Here is a 15,225-nt window from a genome sequence, read left to right on the forward strand (position 1 = left end):
GCCTTCCGCAGGCGGTCAGCGCACGAGCGCCCACCAGATCATGAGCAGCGTCACCGCGAACCCGACGGCGTAGTTGATGAGGATGAACCGGCGCCAGCCGCGGTTCGACTCGCCGGATGCGGCATCCGTCACCGAACGGTACGGCCACGCCGCCCGCAGGTACGGCAGGACCAGCAGCGCGGCGAGCGGCCCGGGCCACTCCGTCGCGAGCATGAGCAGCCCGGCCGCGGTCCAGAAGGCCAGCGCCATCCGCACCGTCGCCGCCGCGCCGAACGCCGTCGCCACCGAGGCGATGCCCGCCTCGCGATCCGGGATCACGTCCTGCACGGCGCCGAAGGCGTGGCTCGCGATGCCCCAGAGGAAGAACGCCGTGAGGAGCGCCACCAGCGGCCACGTGAACTCCGCACCGGCGACCGCGAGGCCGTACACGGCGGGACTCACGAAGTGGGTGCTCGACGTGACCGAGTCCAGCAGCGGCCGCTCCTTGAACCGCAGGCCCGGCACCGAGTAGGCGAAGACGGCGAAGAGGCTGATCGCGAGCACCACCCACGACGACGGATGCGACGTGCCCGCCAGCCACAGCATGGCCGCCACGAGCGGTGCGGCCGTGACGACCCCCGCCCACACCACGGCGCGATGCAGGCCGGGATCGAGCAGCGCCCCCTCGGCCCCGCCCTTGCGCGGGTTGCGGAGGTCGGATTCGTAGTCGAAGACGTCGTTCACGCCGTACATCAGGAGGTTGTACGGGACGAGGAAGAACAGCGTGCCGACCACCAGCAGCGCATCGACCTCGCCGGTCGTGAGCAGGTAGGCGGCGGCGAACGGGAAGGCCGTGTTGATCCAGCTGATCGGCCGCGACGAGAGGAGCACCTGGCCGACTGCGTGGCGCGTCCGCCGTGCCGTGCGCGACGCCTCGGGACCCGTCATGCGCGTTCCTCCGTGTCGTCCGTGCCGTCGCCCGCCGTCTCGGCCACCGCCCGTGGCGACCCGCCGGGCCAGCGGCGCACCGCGAGCCCCCACACCGCCGGCAGCAGCAGCACGCCCGCGAGCGGGTACAGGAAGTCCTCGATCGGTGCGAGCCCGATCGTCAGGCCCGAGCGTTGTCCGTCATCGTACGCGACGATGCCGGTGCCGATGATGAGGGAGTCGAACACCGCGGTGAGCACGAACAGCGCGACCGCGGCCACGAGCATGGCGATCCGTCGGCGGCGTGCGGCCGCCGCGTCCCGGGGGCGCCAGGCCCACGCGGCCAGGACCGCTGCCGCGACGAACGGGAGGCTCATGAGCGTGTAGGTCATCCGGCCGCTCCCGTCTCGCGGTCGCCCGGCACGGATGCCGCGTGGCCGAGTGCCCTCGTCCGCAGCATCCGCTCGACCCCCAGCACCAGCACCAGGGTCAGGTAGCACAGGAAGAAGAGGAAGACCGGCTCCTCGAGCGGCAGCTCGGGCGCGAGTTCGATGCCCGTGACGATCTGCGACTCGCCCCGGAAGAACACGCCGAGCACGATGCCCGCCGCATCCCACAGCAGGAAGAAGGCCAGGCCGACGCCGATCGTGACGGCTGCCGCGATCGGCGCACGCCAGAACACCAGGCGCCAGCGCGCGTCGATGAGCGCCATGCAGCCGATGACGAGGAGCAGGCCGCCGAGGTACGCGAACGCCGTCATGCGAGGGATGCGCCCGGACCGGCGGCCCCCACGGCATCGGACGACTCCGGCTCCGGGATCGGGCCGGCCGACCGGTCGCCGCGCACGCGCTTGACGACGTTCTCGGCACTGATGAGGCACATCGGCAACCCGATGCCGGGGACCGAGGAGCCGCCAGCGTAGTAGAGCCCGTCGACCCGCCGGGACTGGTTCGTGCCGCGCAGGAACGCGCTCTGCCGGAGGGTGTGCGCGGGTCCGAGCGCACCGCCCTGCCACGAGTTCAGGTCGTCGGCGAAGTCGGCCGGACCGATGGTGCGGCGGACGACGATGCGCTCCGCGAGGTCGTGGACGCCGGTCGCCTCGGCGATCCGCGCGATGGCGCGGTCGGCGGTCTCCTCGACCAGCCGGTCGCCGGCGCCGTCGAGTCCGCCGTTGCCGATCGCGACGTCGGCGGGCACCGGGATGAGGATGAACAGGTTGGTGTCGCCCTCGGGTGCCACCGTGGGATCGGTCGCGCTCGGCATGCACACGTAGAACGACGCGGGATCGGGCACGTGCGGGTCGGAGCCGAAGATCGCCCCGAAGTTGTGCTTCCAGTCCTCGGTGAAGAAGAGCGTGTGGTGCTCCAGGCCGGGCACGTGTCCGCGGATGCCGAGCAGGGCGAGCACCGCTCCCGGACCCGAGGTCCGTCGGCGCCACCAGGTCTCGGGGTAGGTCTGCGCCTGCCGCGGGAGCAGTTCGGTCTCGGTGTGGTGCAGGTCCGCCGCCGAGACCACCCGATGGGCCGGGGCGACGACGCTGCGGCCCGACGCGTCGCGGAAACGGGCGCCCGCGACCGCCGGCTTGGCGTCGCCGGACAGCTCGATGGACTCCACCCGCGCGCCGGTCACGATGTCGACTCCGGCCGCGGTCGCGACCGCCGCGATCCGGTCGATGAGCTCGGCGAAGCCGCCCTGCGGGTAGAAGACGCCCTGCTGCAGGTCCATGTGGCTCATGAGGTGGTACATCGCCGGCGTGGCATCCGGGGAGGAGCCGAGGAACACGGCCGGATAGCCGAGCACCTGCTGCAGGCGCCGATCGCGCACGGCCTGCGCGGCGAACCGGTCGAGCGGCGTCGCGAGCAGCCTCGCCAGACGGCCCGACTGGCGCAGGACCTCGCCCGTGAGCAGCTCGCGGGCATCGTCGAAGTTCGTGTAGAGGAATCGGCGGCGGGCGATGTCGTACGCCGACTCGGCCGAGTCGAGGTAGCGCTCGAGCGCACGGCCGGCGCCCGGCTCGATCGACTCGAACAGGGCGACGTTCTCTTCCCGCGTCGGGCGGATGTCGACTGGATCGGCGAAGCCCTCCGCGTACACGCGGTAGCCCGGATCGAGGCGGACCAGGTCGAGCTCCTGCTCGGCACTCGTGCCGAAGAGGCGGAAGAAGTGGTCGAACACCTCCGGCATGAGGTACCACGAGGGGCCGGTGTCGAACCGGAACCCGTGCCGCTCCCAGCGGCCGGCCCGCCCGCCGATCTCGTCGCGCGCCTCCAGCAGGGTCACGCGGTGCCCGTCCCGGGCCAGCAGCGCGGATGTGGCGAGCCCGGCGATGCCTCCGCCGATCACCACGATGCGCTCGGATGCGCCGATCATCGTCGATTCCCTCCCGTGCCCAGTGCGGAGCGGACCGCGATGGCGAGCTTCTCGCCGTCGGGCACGCGGATCCGCGTCGCCATGATCTCGGATGCCGGCGTCGTCCGGCAGCGTGCGGTGAGGCTCGCGAAGAGCCCGTGCGCGGTCGCGACCGCCGATCGCGCCCGGCGCGGCAGCTCGGGCAGCGCGCTCCTCGCGATCTCCAGGTCGCGGTCGATGTCGTCGAGGATCGCGGTCTTGTCCTCTTCGGTGAAGGCCTCGGGATCGACGCCGGGGAAGTAGTTCCGGCCGAGGGTCCGCCAGTCGACCGCGAGGTCCCGGAGGAAGTTGATCTTCTGGAACGCCGCACCGAGATGGATCGCGCCGCGCTCGAGCCGCGCACGGCGGGCCTCGTCCGCGGGCTCGTCGACGAGGAACGCGGCCAGGCACATGAGGCCGACCACCTCGGCGGAGCCGTGGATGTACGGACCGATCTCCTCGCTCGTGAACGGCGCCGGATCGAGGTCGCGGCGCATCGACGCGAAGAACGGCCGCGTGAGCTCGACGCCGAACCCGGTCTCCCTCGCCACCTTGGCGAACGCGTGGACCACGAGGTTCGCCGAGTAGCCGAGTCGCATGGCGCGCTCGGTGTCGGCCTCGAGCCCGTCGAGGACCTCGTGGAGCTCGTCCGGGCTGAGCCCGGCCTCGGCCGCCGCGCCGTCGACGATCTCATCGGCGACCCGCACGAGGGCGTACACCGAGCGGATGCGGCGACGCGTCTCGGCGTCGAGGAGCTTGGCCGCGGCACCGAACGAGGTCGAGTAGCGGGCGATCACGGTCGCCGAACCGGCCTCCGCGGCATCCGTGTACCGGTCGAGCAGCCCCAGCATCGAGCGACGGCTCATCGCACCCGCTCCATGGCGCGCTGGGCGAATTCGTGCAGCTCGACGCGCAGTTCGGCGGGCAGCTCGGCCGAGTCCAGCTCGTACCGGGCGAGCGTCACGTGCTCCTCGGCCAGGGCCGTCGCGGCCTCGCGAGCGCCGCACTCGAGCAGCTCGGCGCGCAGCTCCGCTGCGGCATCCTCGTCCAGCGCGGGGTCGCCCAGCCGCTCGGCGATCCGAGGCCAGGCGGCCGTGGTCGCCGCGTGCGCGATGAGCGCCGTCCGCTTGCCCTCGCGGAGATCGGCCGAGGCGGACTTGCCCGTGATCGCCGGGTCGCCGAACACGCCCAGCACGTCGTCGGTGATCTGGAAGGCCACGCCGACGAGCCGGCCGAAGCGGCAGAGGGCCGAGACGATGTCGGGGCCCGCGCCGGCCAGCACCGCGCCGGCCGCGAGCGGCGCCTCGAACGAGTAGACCGCGGTCTTCTGCTCGAGCGTCGAGAGCACGGCCTCGAGTGCCGGCGTGGTCCCGCGCAGCGAACCGGTGACGTCGGCCAGCTCACCGGCGGCCGAGATGAACACGGCGCGATCCAGGATGTCGAGGAGCGCCTCGCGGCGTTCGGCCGGGATCGGCAGCATCGCGATCTCGCGATGCGCACGGCTGAGCGCGAGGTCGCCCGCGAGGACCGCGGCGGTCTCGGCCCACACCGCGCTCGCGCGCTCGTCGGCACCGTGCTCGAGCGCGCGCGCCGCGAAGCGTCCCGCGACGTTGGGCGCGCCGCGCCGCACGGTGTCGCGATCGATGAGGTCGTCGTGGATGAGGAACGCGGTGTGCAGCAGCTCGAAGGCGAGGGCCACGCGGGTCGCCATCGCCCGGTCCGCTCCACCGAATCCGCGGTAGGCCGACCACACCAGGCGCGGGCGCACCCGCTTGCCGCCCGAGCTCTGCTGCTCGATCGACTCCCACAGCGCCGCGTAGTGGGCGCCGTACGCGCCGGCTCGGATCCGCGCCTCCGTGAAGAAGGTGCGGAGTTCCTCGTCGATCGCGGAGTCGAGCAGTTCAGGCACGGAACAGCTCCAGCTCCCGTGCCTGGAGGACCAGCCACGGGCTGAACGCCCACGGCGCCGCCTGGACCGCGGTGGCGAGCGAACGCGGGTCCACCCAGCGGTACTCCGCGACCTCGCGCGGGTTCGGGTCGGGCTCGCCGTCGGTCGTGGCCACGTACACGGGGCACACCTCGTTCTCGACGATCCCGCTGGCATCCGTCGCCCGATACCGGAACAGCGGCAGCGCCAGCTCCACCGACCCGATCTCGAGCCCGAGCTCGAAGTCGGCGCGGCGGTGGACCGCGTGGAGCAGCGGCTCGGCCGGCTTCGGGTGGCCGCAGAACGAGTTCGTCCACACGCCCGGCCAGGTCTGCTTGCCGATCGCCCGACGCGTGATGAGCACCTCGCCGATGGGGTTGACCACATGGCAGGAGAACGCGAGGTGGAGCGCGGTGTCCGGGCCGTGCACGGCGCTCTTCGGCGCCCGACCGATCGGCGTGCCCGACTCGTCGAGGAGCACCACCTCGTCTTCGACGGTTCTGGTCGTTTGCGGCATCGTGCCTCCTCCTCGCTGCGGGCGATGTGCGCTGACCCGTGCGGATCGTGGGATCGAAGCTAGCAGCGAGACGGATGGGGGTGGAACAACCGAAAGTTGGACCGGCGCGCCCGCCGCAGGTCCGTCCTCGTGGGGCATGCTGGAGGGATGACGGGCGAGAGCGGCGACGGATGGGTGCACGGGCCCGACGGCTCCCGCTACTGGGGGCGCTTCGGCGCCGCGGGACTCCTGCTCGTCGACCCGCACGGCGCGGTCCTGCTGCAGCACCGCGCGGAATGGAGCCACTTCGGCGGCACGTGGGGGATCCCGGGCGGTGCGCGGCACCTCGGCGAGTCGGCGTTCGACGCGGCGGTGCGCGAGACGACCGAGGAGGCGGGGCTGCCCCCGGAGCTCGTCGTCCACCGGTTCGAGAGCGTGCTCGACCTCGGATTCTGGTCGTACACCACCGTGGTCGCCGACGCCGTCGAGCGATTCGAACCGCGGATGACGGATCCCGAGAGCATCGCGCTGAGCTGGACCCCGATCGACGACGTCGACGCCCTGCCGCTGCATCCGCGATTCGCCGAGGCGTGGCCGGCGTTGCGGGCACGCGTCCGACCGGGCGTCGATCGATAGGATCGACACGTGGCGGGGCAGAGCGTGGGGGCGCAGGTCTGGACGATACCGAACGTCCTCTCGATGCTGCGGCTGCTCCTGGTCCCCGTCTTCCTCGTCCTCGTGGTCCGTGGCGCCTACGTGGCCGCGCTCGTCGTCCTCGTCGTGGCGAGCCTCTCCGATCTCCTGGACGGCTACCTCGCGCGACGGTTCGACCAGGTGACGCGCCTCGGTCAGCTGCTCGATCCCGCGGCCGACCGGCTGTACATCTTCGCCGCACTCGTGGGGCTCGCCGCCAACGGCCTCGTGCCGTGGTGGATCGTCGTGGTCATCGTCGCGCGCGACGTGATGCTCCTGGTGCTGGGCGTCGTCCTCGCCAATCACGGCTTCGGTCCGCTGCCCGTGCACCAGCTCGGGAAGGCCGCGACCTTCGCGCTTTTCTTCGGCGTCCCGGTCATCATGCTGGGGCTCGCGTTCCCCGCCGCCCAGCCGGTGAGCGAACCCCTCGGCTGGTCGGTGACGCTCTGGGGCGCGTTCCTCTACTGGTGGGCGGGGATCATCTACGCGATCGAGACCGTGCGCGTGGTGCGGATCCCGCGTGCATCCGGGCCCGCCGCATCCGATACGCTGGAGCAGGGAGGTTAGCGGTGGCGGATTCCGACATGACTCAGGCCGGTGCGAACGGTGAGGAGCGGGAGCCCTCGACCGCGACCTCGGCGCACGAGTTCAACGGCGCGAACGACACGACGATGGGGTTCAGCCGTGAGGCCGCCGCGCAGTTGAGCGCGCTCGACGCCGACATCAGCGCGGCCGAGCAGGAGGCGATCAACGCCCTGCCGTCCGGCTCCGCGCTGCTGATCGTCCGTCGCGGACCGAACGCGGGCGCGCGATTCCTGCTCGACACCGACGTCACGACGGTCGGCCGGCACCCCGACGCCGACATCTTCCTCGACGACGTGACCGTCTCGCGCAAGCACGCGGAATTCGTCCGGCACCGCACCGCGTTCGAGGTCCGCGACCTGAACTCGTTGAACGGCACCTACTTCGACGGCGTCCGCATCGAGACCGCGCTGCTCAGTGACGGCGCCGAGGTCCAGATCGGCAAGTACCGGCTCACCTTCTACGCGTCGCGTCGCGACCTCTCGCCGGCGGGCACCGGGTGACCGAGGGCGCCGCGACGCGGCGTCAGGTCCACGCCCCGCCGCTGTTCGGCATCGGTCAGGTCCTCGCGAAACTCCAGCCGGAGTTTCCGGAACTGACGCCGTCCAAGCTGCGCTTCCTCGAGGAGCAGGGGCTCGTCACGCCCGCGCGCACGGCCGCGGGCTACCGCAAGTTCTCGCCCGACGACATCGAGCGACTCGGCGTCGTGCTGTCGATGCAACGCGACCACTACCTTCCGCTGAAGGTCATCCGGGCTCACCTCGAGGCGGTCGACCGGGGCGAGACGCCCGCGCTCCCCGGAGCCACCAGCGGTGCCACCGTGCGCGCGACGGCGAACCGGTTCACGCGCAGCGAACTCGTGCAGGCGGCCGGCGCGACGCCGAAGCTGCTCGACGAGGCGATCGCGTCCTCGCTCATCCGTCCCGCCGACGTCTACGGCGAGGAGGCGCTCCAGCTGCTCCGCTCGCTCGTCGCCCTCGGCGGCGTGGGCATCGAGCCGCGGCACCTCCGCGGACTCCGAGGGGCGGCGGAACGCCAGGCCGCACTGATCGATCGGGCGATCGCGCCGGAGCGTCGCCGCGATGCGGCCGGTCGGGCTCGGAACGACGAGCGCGCGGGCGAGCTGGCCGGCCACCTGGCGTCCGTCCACGCGAGCGTCCTGCGGCAGTCGCTCGGCCGTTCGTCGGACTGACCACGACACGCCGTGACGTTCGGCCCGATGTCCTCGACTCCGATGCCCGCCGTGGGTAGCGTGGAATCCGCGCCGCTGCGGCGCCGACGACAGTGAGGGGCGATGGGATGACCGAGCTCGATCGGAGCGAACGCGCACGCTACGACCTCGGCCTGCTCTTCACCGACGGCCTGCCGGAGCACGACGACGGCACGGGGTATCGCGGTGCGGTCGCCGCTCGGGCCGCGGGCATCAGCTACCGCCAGCTCGACTACTGGGCGAGGACCCAGCTGGTGGAGCCGACGGTCCGCGGCGCGGCGGGCTCCGGCTCCCAGCGGCTCTACGGTTTCCGCGACATCCTCGTGTTGAAGCTCGTGAAGCGCCTGCTCGACACGGGCATCTCCCTCCAGCAGATCCGCATCGCCGTGACCCAGCTGCGTGAGGCCGGCATCGACGACCTGGCGCAGACCACGCTCATGAGCGATGGCGCGAGCGTCTACCTGTGCACCTCCGACGACGAAGTCATCGACCTCGTCAATCGCGGACAGGGCGTGTTCGGCATCGCGGTCGGCAAGGTCCTGCGCGAGGTCGAGTCCACGCTCGTCGAACTCGACACCCAGTCGGCCGACCAGGTCGACGAGCTCGCCGCTCGGCGAGGCCGCGCGGCGCGCAAGATTTCGTAACCCGGCGTCATCAGCCGACGGATGCCGCGCCGCGGCGCCATCCGTCATCGAATGCACCGCGACGGCGGCCGTCACGGCCGGACGCGGGTGGGGACCCGACGGTCAGCGCGAGGTCGAGTCGATCTCGAGCCGCTGCGGCTGGGCGGCGCCGAACTCGCCGATGCGGGCGGTGCGGAGCACGCGCTCGAGCAGCTGGTCGAAGTGGTGCGACATCTCCTCGGCGCTCTCGCCCGGCCACATGTGGAGCGGCTTCGCCGCACCCTGCGCCTGCTGGAGCGACGTGCGCTCGGGCAGCTGCGGCGAGAGCACGAGCGGACCGAACATGTCGCGGAGTTCCTTGATGCGGAACTGGTGCTCGAGCGACTGCACGCGGGCGCGGTTGACGATGATGCCGAGCGGCTGCAGTCGGGGGGAGAGGCCGCGGCGGATCTCCTCGATCGCGCGCAGGGCCCGATCGGCCGCGGCGACGGAGAACAGCCCGGGCTCGGTGACGACGGCGACGCGGTCACTGGCCGCCCACGCGGTGCGCGTCAGGGCGTTCAGCGACGGAGCGCAGTCGATGAGGACGAGCTCGTAGTCGGCCTCGACGTTCGCGAGCGCCTCCTCGAGCTTCCAGATGTCGCGGATCGACGGGTGCGGCCCGTCGTAGTTGATGGCCGACGGGCTGCCGATCATGACGTCGATCGTCGACTGCGGGTTGGACCGGGCCCAGCCGCTCGGCGCGATCGCCGAACGGACGATCTTCTCCTTGGGGGAGGCGAGCACGTCGGCGACGTTCAGGTGGCCGGCGACCTGGATGTCCATGCCGGTCGAGACGTCGGACTGCGGGTCGAGGTCGACGACCAGCGTGCGCACCCCGCGAGCGAAGGCCGCGGAGGCCAGCCCGAGCGTGACGGTCGTCTTTCCGACGCCGCCCTTCAGGGAACTGACCGAGAGAACGTGCACGAGCGAATACGTTACCGTTACTCGCACGGCGATACCTAAATGTTCGCTGTGCGGAGAACCCCCACCCGGAAAGGCCTGCATGTTCGAGAAGATCCTGGTCGCCAATCGCGGTGAGATCGCCATCCGGGCGTTCCGAGCCGCCGTCGAGCTCGGTGCGAAGACCGTCGCCGTCTTCCCGTATGAGGACCGCAACTCGCTGCACCGCCTGAAGGCGGACGAAGCGTACCAGATCGGCGAACCGGGGCACCCGGTGCGCGCCTACCTCGACGTGTCCGAGATCATCCGGGTGGCCAAGGAGTCGGGCGCCGACGCGATCTACCCCGGCTACGGGTTCCTCTCCGAGAACCCCGAGCTCGCACAGGCCGCGGCCGACGCGGGCATCACCTTCATCGGCCCGCCCACCCGAGTGCTCGAGATGGCGGGCAACAAGGTCACGGCGAAGGAGCAGGCGATCGCCGCGGGCGTGCCGGTCCTGAAGTCGACCGAGCCGTCGCGCGACGTCGACGCCCTGCTCGCGCAGGCCGACGAGATCGGGTTCCCGATCTTCGCCAAGGCCGTCGCCGGCGGCGGTGGACGCGGCATGCGTCGCGTCGACAAGCGGGAAGACCTCCGCCGCGCGCTCGAGGAGGCCATGCGCGAGGCCGACAGCGCCTTCGGCGACCCGACGATGTTCCTCGAGCAGGCCGTGCTGCGGCCCCGCCACATCGAGGTGCAGGTGCTGGCGGATGCCGCGGGCGAGACCGTGCACCTCTTCGAGCGCGACTGCTCGGTGCAGCGCCGCCACCAGAAGGTCGTCGAGATCGCGCCCGCGCCGAACCTCACGGACGAGATCCGCCAGTCCCTCTACCGCGACGCGGTGGCGTTCGCGAAGTCCATCGGGTACGTCAACGCGGGCACGGTCGAGTTCCTGCTCGACACGGCGGGCGAGCGCGCCGGCCAGCACGTCTTCATCGAGATGAACCCGCGCATCCAGGTCGAGCACACCGTCACCGAGGAGGTCACCGACGTCGACCTCGTCGTCGCCCAGATGCGCATCGCCGCGGGGGAGCGGCTCGCCGACCTCGGGCTGACGCAGGACCGCATCCACCTGCGCGGTGCGGCGATCCAGTGCCGCATCACCACCGAGGACCCGACGGCGAACTTCCGCCCGGACACGGGCAAGATCACGACCTACCGGTCGCCGGGCGGTGCCGGCATCCGCCTCGACGGCGGCACGGTGAACCCCGGTGCGCAGATCAGCCCGCACTTCGACTCGATGCTCGCGAAGCTCATCTGCCGCGGCCGCGACTACCAGCAGGCGGTCACGCGCACCAAGCGCGCCCTCGCCGAATTCCGCATCCGCGGCGTCTCGACCAACATCCCGTTCCTCCAGGCCGTGCTGGAGGACGCGCAGTTCATGTCGGGCGACCTCAGCACCTCGTTCATCGACGAGCGCCCGCAGCTCATGCGCGGGCGGGTCTCCAAGGACCGCGGCACCAAGATCCTCAACTGGCTCGCGGATGTCACGGTCAACCAGCCGAACGGTCCCGCACCGACGACGGTCGCGCCGGTCGACAAGCTCCCCGAGCTCGACCTCGGACGACCCGCGCCGAGCGGCTCGCGGCAGCGCCTCCTCGAGCTCGGACCGGCCGGGTTCGCGGCGGCGCTGCGGGCCCAGACTCCGTTGGCGGTCACCGAGACGACGTTCCGCGACGCCCACCAGTCGCTCCTCGCGACGCGCGTCCGCACGCGCGACCTCGCGGCGGTCGCCCCGTACGTCGCCCGGATGACGCCCGAACTGCTCTCGGTCGAGGCGTGGGGCGGCGCGACGTACGACGTCGCGCTCCGCTTCCTCGGCGAGGACCCGTGGGAGCGGCTCGCCACCCTCCGCGAGGCGCTGCCGAACCTGAACATCCAGATGCTCCTGCGCGGGCGCAACACGGTGGGCTACACGCCGTATCCGACCGAGGTGACCGACGCCTTCGTGCAGGAGGCGGCCTCGACCGGCGTCGACATCTTCCGCATCTTCGACGCGCTGAACGACGTCTCGCAGATGCGGCCGGCGATCGACGCGGTGCTCGCGACGGGCAGCTCGGTCGCCGAGGTCGCGGTCTGCTACACCGGTGACCTGCTCGACCCGGCGGAGGACCTCTACACGCTCGACTACTACCTGCGCCTCGCCGACGACATCGTCTCGGCCGGCGCGCACATCCTCGCGATCAAGGACATGGCGGGGCTCCTGCGTCCGGCGGCGGCCGAGAAGCTCGTCGCCGCGCTGCGCGAGCGGTTCGACCTGCCCGTGCACCTGCACACCCACGACACCGCCGGCGGGCAGCTGGCCACGCTCCTGGCCGCCAGCCGCGCCGGTGTCGACGCGGTCGACGTCGCGAGCGCCCCGATGGCCGGGACCACGAGCCAGCCCTCGGCGTCCTCGCTCGTCGCCGCGCTCGCCCACACCGAGCGCGACACGGGCATCTCGCTCGAGGCCGTCTCGGACCTCGAGCCCTACTGGGAGGCCGTGCGCCGCCTGTACCGCCCGTTCGAGTCGGGCCTCCCTGGGCCCACGGGTCGGGTCTACCACCACGAGATCCCCGGCGGCCAGCTCTCGAACCTGCGGCAGCAGGCGATCGCCCTCGGCCTCGCCGACGACTTCGAGCTCATCGAGGACATGTACGCCGCGGCGAACAAGATCCTCGGCCGCGTCCCGAAGGTGACGCCGTCGTCGAAGGTCGTCGGCGACCTCGCCCTGCACCTGGCTGCGGTGAAGGCCGACCCCGCCGACTTCGAGGCGAACCCCGAGAAGTACGACGTGCCCGACTCGGTCATCGGCTTCATGGCCGGTGAGCTGGGCGACCTGCCCGGCGGGTGGCCGGAGCCCTTCCGCAGCAAGGTGCTCGCCGGCCGGGACGTGCGCGTCGGCGTCACGGAGCTGACGCACGCGCAGCGCCGGGGTCTCGAGTCGCCGGGGCGCGAGCGCCAGGAGCTCCTGAACTCGCTCCTCTTCCCGGCGCCGACCCGTCAGTTCGAGCAGATCCGCGAGCTGTTCGGCGACCTCTCGGTCGTGGACACGGCCGACTACCTCTACGGCCTCCGACCGGGTGCGGAGCACGTGGTCGAGATCGCGAAGGGCGTCCGTCTGTACGCCGGCCTCGAGGCCATCGGCGAGGCCGATGACAAGGGCATGCGGACCGTCATGACGATCCTGAACGGGCAGCTGCGCCCGGTGTTCGTCCGCGATCGCAGCATCACGGTCGAGGCGCGCGCCGCGGAGAAGGCCGACCAGTCGCAGCCGGGGCACGTCGCCGCGCCGTTCTCGGGCGTCGTCACGCTCCAGATCGAGGCCGGAGCCGAGGTCGCCGCCGGTCAGGCGGTCGCCTCGATCGAGGCCATGAAGATGGAAGCGGCGATCACCTCGCCCATCGCCGGCGTGGTCGAGCGGGTCGCGATCCCGAAGACCCAGCAGGTCGAGGCGGGTGATCTGCTGGTCGTCGTCCGCCCGGCGGTAGGCTGACTGCGTCCCGCACTGGTGAGCGTTCCGCACTGACGAGGAGGGGTATCGGTGGCTGAACCCGACGAGAGCAGGTCAGCCGAGCGTCGGCCGGGTTCGCGTTCCGCCGGTCGACGGCGGTCCGGCGCCGACGCCGCGGGCGAGGCGGGCGAACCCGTCGACGTCCGGGTCGACCTCCCGCCCCCGCCGCCTCCGCGGATGCCCGATGACGAGGTCGCCGTCGCCATCGACGACGTCGCCGTCGACCCCGGGGACCTCTCGGGCTCCGCCGGGACCGTCTCGATCGAGCTGCGCGATCCCGCGATCGCTCCGGGCGGGCGCGGTCGGAACGCGTCGCCGTACGGCGCGCTCCTCGCGGCCGACGCGTCGAGGCTCCGCCGCGAGCGGGTCGCCACCGACACCGGTGCCCACGTCGCCATCGTCACGGATGCCGCGACGGAACTCGTGCCCGCAGGCGGGCCGGAGTCCGCGGACGCCCTCACCGCCGATCGGCTGATCGACGCGACCAGGACCATGCGGCCGGCGCCGCAGGGCGGGTTCAACCGGTTCCTGTACGACGCCACGTTCCACCTCGTGAACCTCGGCGACTCCGCGAAGGTCCGCGCCCACCGTGCGATGACCGAGCGGATCCAGCGCCGCTTCGAGGGCGGTGCGCGATTCGTCCCGGTGCTCACGCGCAAGGGCGGCGTCGGGAAGACCACCGTGACGACGCTCCTCGGCATGGCGCTGGCGGATGCGCGCGACGATCGGATCATCGCCATCGACGCGAACCCGGACCGCGGCACGCTCGCGGAGCGCGTCGACCGCCAGACCCGCGAGACGGTGCGTGATGTCGTCGCACGGGCGGCATCCATCACGGGCTACACGGAGTTCTCGCAGTTCGTGTCCCGCGACGAGACCCGGCTCGACATCCTCGCGTCGGACACCGACCCGAACCTCGCCGAGGCGTTCGACGCCGACGACTACTCGGTCGTCGCCGACCTCGCCGCCCGCTACTACTCGCTCGTGCTCACCGACTGCGGGACGGGCATCGTCCACTCGGTGATGCGCGCCACCCTCGAGCGGGCGGACGCCATCGTCGTGGTGTCGGGCGGCAGCGTCGACGAGGCCCGGCTCGCGAGCGAGACCCTGACGTGGCTCGAGGCGAACGGCTACGACGAACTGGTGAGGAACGCGGTCGTCGCGATCAACCTCGCCACCCAGGGCACGCATCTCGTCAAGGTCGACGAGATCGAAGCCCACTTCCAGTCGCGCGTGCGCGAGATCGTGCGGATCCCGTACGATCCCCAGCTCGCGGCGGGCTCCGTGGTGCACTGGCGCGACCTGCGCCCGGTGACCCAGCACGCGGCCCGCGAACTCGCCGCCCTCGTGGTGGAAGGCCTGCCCGCCGACCGCGGGCACTGATCTCGGAGCACCATTGCCGGAACGTCCCATTCGCCTGTTCGGCGATCCCGTCCTGAAGACCGTCTCAGCACCCGTCGAGCAGATCGACGATCGCGTGCGCGCCCTCGTCGACGACCTCGTCGACAGCGTCCGGCTGCCCGGGCGCGCGGGGGTCGCCGCGCCGCAGATCGGCGTGAACCTGCGCGTGTTCAGCTACAACGTCGACGGCGAGGTCGGGTACATCATCAATCCGCGCGTCGTCGAGGTGTCGGGCGAACCTGAACTCGTCGACGAGGGCTGCCTGTCCGTGCCCGGACTGTGGCACAAGACCCCGCGGCATCCGTTCGCACGGGTGCAGGGCATCGACCTGGACGGCAACGAGATCGAGCTCGCCGGCGAAGGCCTGATGGCGCAGGCGCTGCAGCACGAGGTCGACCACCTGGACGGCCTGCTCTACCTCGATCGGCTCGAGAAGGACGAGCGCCGGGCGGCGATGCGCGCCGTGCGCGAGTCCGACTGGTTCTGACCCGCGCACCGAGACGACGACGGGCCCCGCGGATGCCG

At 71.8% G+C, this 15,225-nt stretch carries 16 protein-coding genes; 8 read left to right on the plus strand and 8 right to left on the minus strand.

Annotated elements, in window-relative coordinates; translation table 11 throughout:
• Positions 1-15 precede the first annotated feature (15 nt).
• Genes AVP42_RS01110 through idi form a run of 7 tightly spaced genes read right to left on the minus strand, consistent with a single transcriptional unit; the run spans position 16 to position 5,738 of the window.
• The gene (locus tag AVP42_RS01110; RefSeq protein WP_067945281.1) at positions 16-927 is read right to left on the minus strand and encodes a prenyltransferase; all 912 of its coding nucleotides are present in this window, start codon (positions 925-927) and stop codon (positions 16-18) included.
• On the minus strand, positions 924-1,298 hold the full coding sequence (locus AVP42_RS01115) for a lycopene cyclase domain-containing protein (RefSeq protein ID WP_082846889.1): 375 nt from the start codon (positions 1,296-1,298) through the stop codon (positions 924-926). The genes AVP42_RS01110 and AVP42_RS01115 overlap by 4 nt, the downstream gene beginning before the upstream one ends.
• Positions 1,295-1,666, minus strand: coding sequence for a lycopene cyclase domain-containing protein (locus AVP42_RS01120; protein ID WP_067945283.1), 372 nt, complete (start codon positions 1,664-1,666; stop codon positions 1,295-1,297). Before AVP42_RS01120 ends, AVP42_RS01115 begins: the two co-directional genes overlap by 4 nt.
• A complete protein-coding gene (gene crtI, locus AVP42_RS01125; RefSeq protein ID WP_067945285.1) occupies positions 1,663-3,276 on the minus strand; it encodes a phytoene desaturase family protein in 1,614 nt (537 codons plus the stop codon). Before crtI ends, AVP42_RS01120 begins: the two co-directional genes overlap by 4 nt.
• Positions 3,273-4,160 carry a squalene/phytoene synthase family protein gene (locus AVP42_RS01130; RefSeq protein WP_067945287.1) on the minus strand — a complete coding sequence of 296 codons (888 nt, stop codon included), beginning with the start codon at positions 4,158-4,160 and terminating at the stop codon, positions 3,273-3,275. The genes crtI and AVP42_RS01130 overlap by 4 nt, the downstream gene beginning before the upstream one ends.
• The gene (locus tag AVP42_RS01135; RefSeq protein WP_067945289.1) at positions 4,157-5,203 is read right to left on the minus strand and encodes a polyprenyl synthetase family protein; all 1,047 of its coding nucleotides are present in this window, start codon (positions 5,201-5,203) and stop codon (positions 4,157-4,159) included. The genes AVP42_RS01130 and AVP42_RS01135 overlap by 4 nt, the downstream gene beginning before the upstream one ends.
• Entirely contained in the window at positions 5,196-5,738 is a 543-nt protein-coding gene (gene idi / locus AVP42_RS01140; RefSeq protein ID WP_067945291.1) for an isopentenyl-diphosphate Delta-isomerase, read from the minus strand. The genes AVP42_RS01135 and idi overlap by 8 nt, the downstream gene beginning before the upstream one ends.
• A 147-nt stretch (positions 5,739-5,885) precedes the next feature.
• Between idi and AVP42_RS01145 the strand changes: the two genes are divergently transcribed.
• From AVP42_RS01145 to AVP42_RS01165, 5 genes are all read left to right on the plus strand, one after another.
• On the plus strand, positions 5,886-6,353 hold the full coding sequence (locus tag AVP42_RS01145) for an NUDIX domain-containing protein (protein WP_067945293.1): 468 nt from the start codon (positions 5,886-5,888) through the stop codon (positions 6,351-6,353).
• Positions 6,354-6,362: 9 nt separating this feature from the next.
• The gene (locus AVP42_RS01150; protein WP_082846890.1) at positions 6,363-6,977 is read left to right on the plus strand and encodes a CDP-alcohol phosphatidyltransferase family protein; all 615 of its coding nucleotides are present in this window, start codon (positions 6,363-6,365) and stop codon (positions 6,975-6,977) included.
• A gap of 17 nt (positions 6,978-6,994) precedes the next feature.
• Positions 6,995-7,495, plus strand: coding sequence for an FHA domain-containing protein (locus AVP42_RS01155; protein ID WP_067945295.1), 501 nt, complete (start codon positions 6,995-6,997; stop codon positions 7,493-7,495).
• Positions 7,492-8,184 (plus strand): MerR family transcriptional regulator, encoded by a 693-nt coding sequence (locus tag AVP42_RS01160; RefSeq protein ID WP_067945297.1) that lies wholly within the window; start codon positions 7,492-7,494, stop codon positions 8,182-8,184. Before AVP42_RS01155 ends, AVP42_RS01160 begins: the two co-directional genes overlap by 4 nt.
• Positions 8,185-8,291: 107 nt before the next feature.
• On the plus strand, positions 8,292-8,846 hold the full coding sequence (locus AVP42_RS01165; protein WP_067945299.1) for a MerR family transcriptional regulator: 555 nt from the start codon (positions 8,292-8,294) through the stop codon (positions 8,844-8,846).
• A gap of 102 nt (positions 8,847-8,948) precedes the next feature.
• On the opposite strand, the gene AVP42_RS01170 is transcribed toward AVP42_RS01165, so the two are convergent.
• Complete coding sequence (locus AVP42_RS01170) at positions 8,949-9,791, minus strand: ParA family protein (RefSeq protein WP_067945301.1); 843 nt, start codon at positions 9,789-9,791, stop codon at positions 8,949-8,951.
• A gap of 79 nt (positions 9,792-9,870) precedes the next feature.
• Here AVP42_RS01170 and AVP42_RS01175 point away from each other — a divergent pair, with 79 nt between their 5' ends.
• The 3 genes from AVP42_RS01175 to def are packed head-to-tail and all read left to right on the plus strand — an operon-like array spanning position 9,871 to position 15,187.
• Complete coding sequence (locus tag AVP42_RS01175; RefSeq protein ID WP_067945303.1) at positions 9,871-13,281, plus strand: pyruvate carboxylase; 3,411 nt, start codon at positions 9,871-9,873, stop codon at positions 13,279-13,281.
• A 48-nt stretch (positions 13,282-13,329) separates the two neighbouring features.
• The gene (locus tag AVP42_RS01180; RefSeq protein WP_067945305.1) at positions 13,330-14,682 is read left to right on the plus strand and encodes a MinD/ParA family protein; all 1,353 of its coding nucleotides are present in this window, start codon (positions 13,330-13,332) and stop codon (positions 14,680-14,682) included.
• A 13-nt stretch (positions 14,683-14,695) separates the two neighbouring features.
• Positions 14,696-15,187, plus strand: coding sequence for a peptide deformylase (def, locus tag AVP42_RS01185; RefSeq protein WP_067945307.1), 492 nt, complete (start codon positions 14,696-14,698; stop codon positions 15,185-15,187).
• Positions 15,188-15,225: the final 38 nt, after the last annotated feature.

The organism is Agromyces sp. NDB4Y10 (assembly GCF_001620055.1).
GTDB lineage: Bacteria > Actinomycetota > Actinomycetes > Actinomycetales > Microbacteriaceae > Agromyces > Agromyces indicus.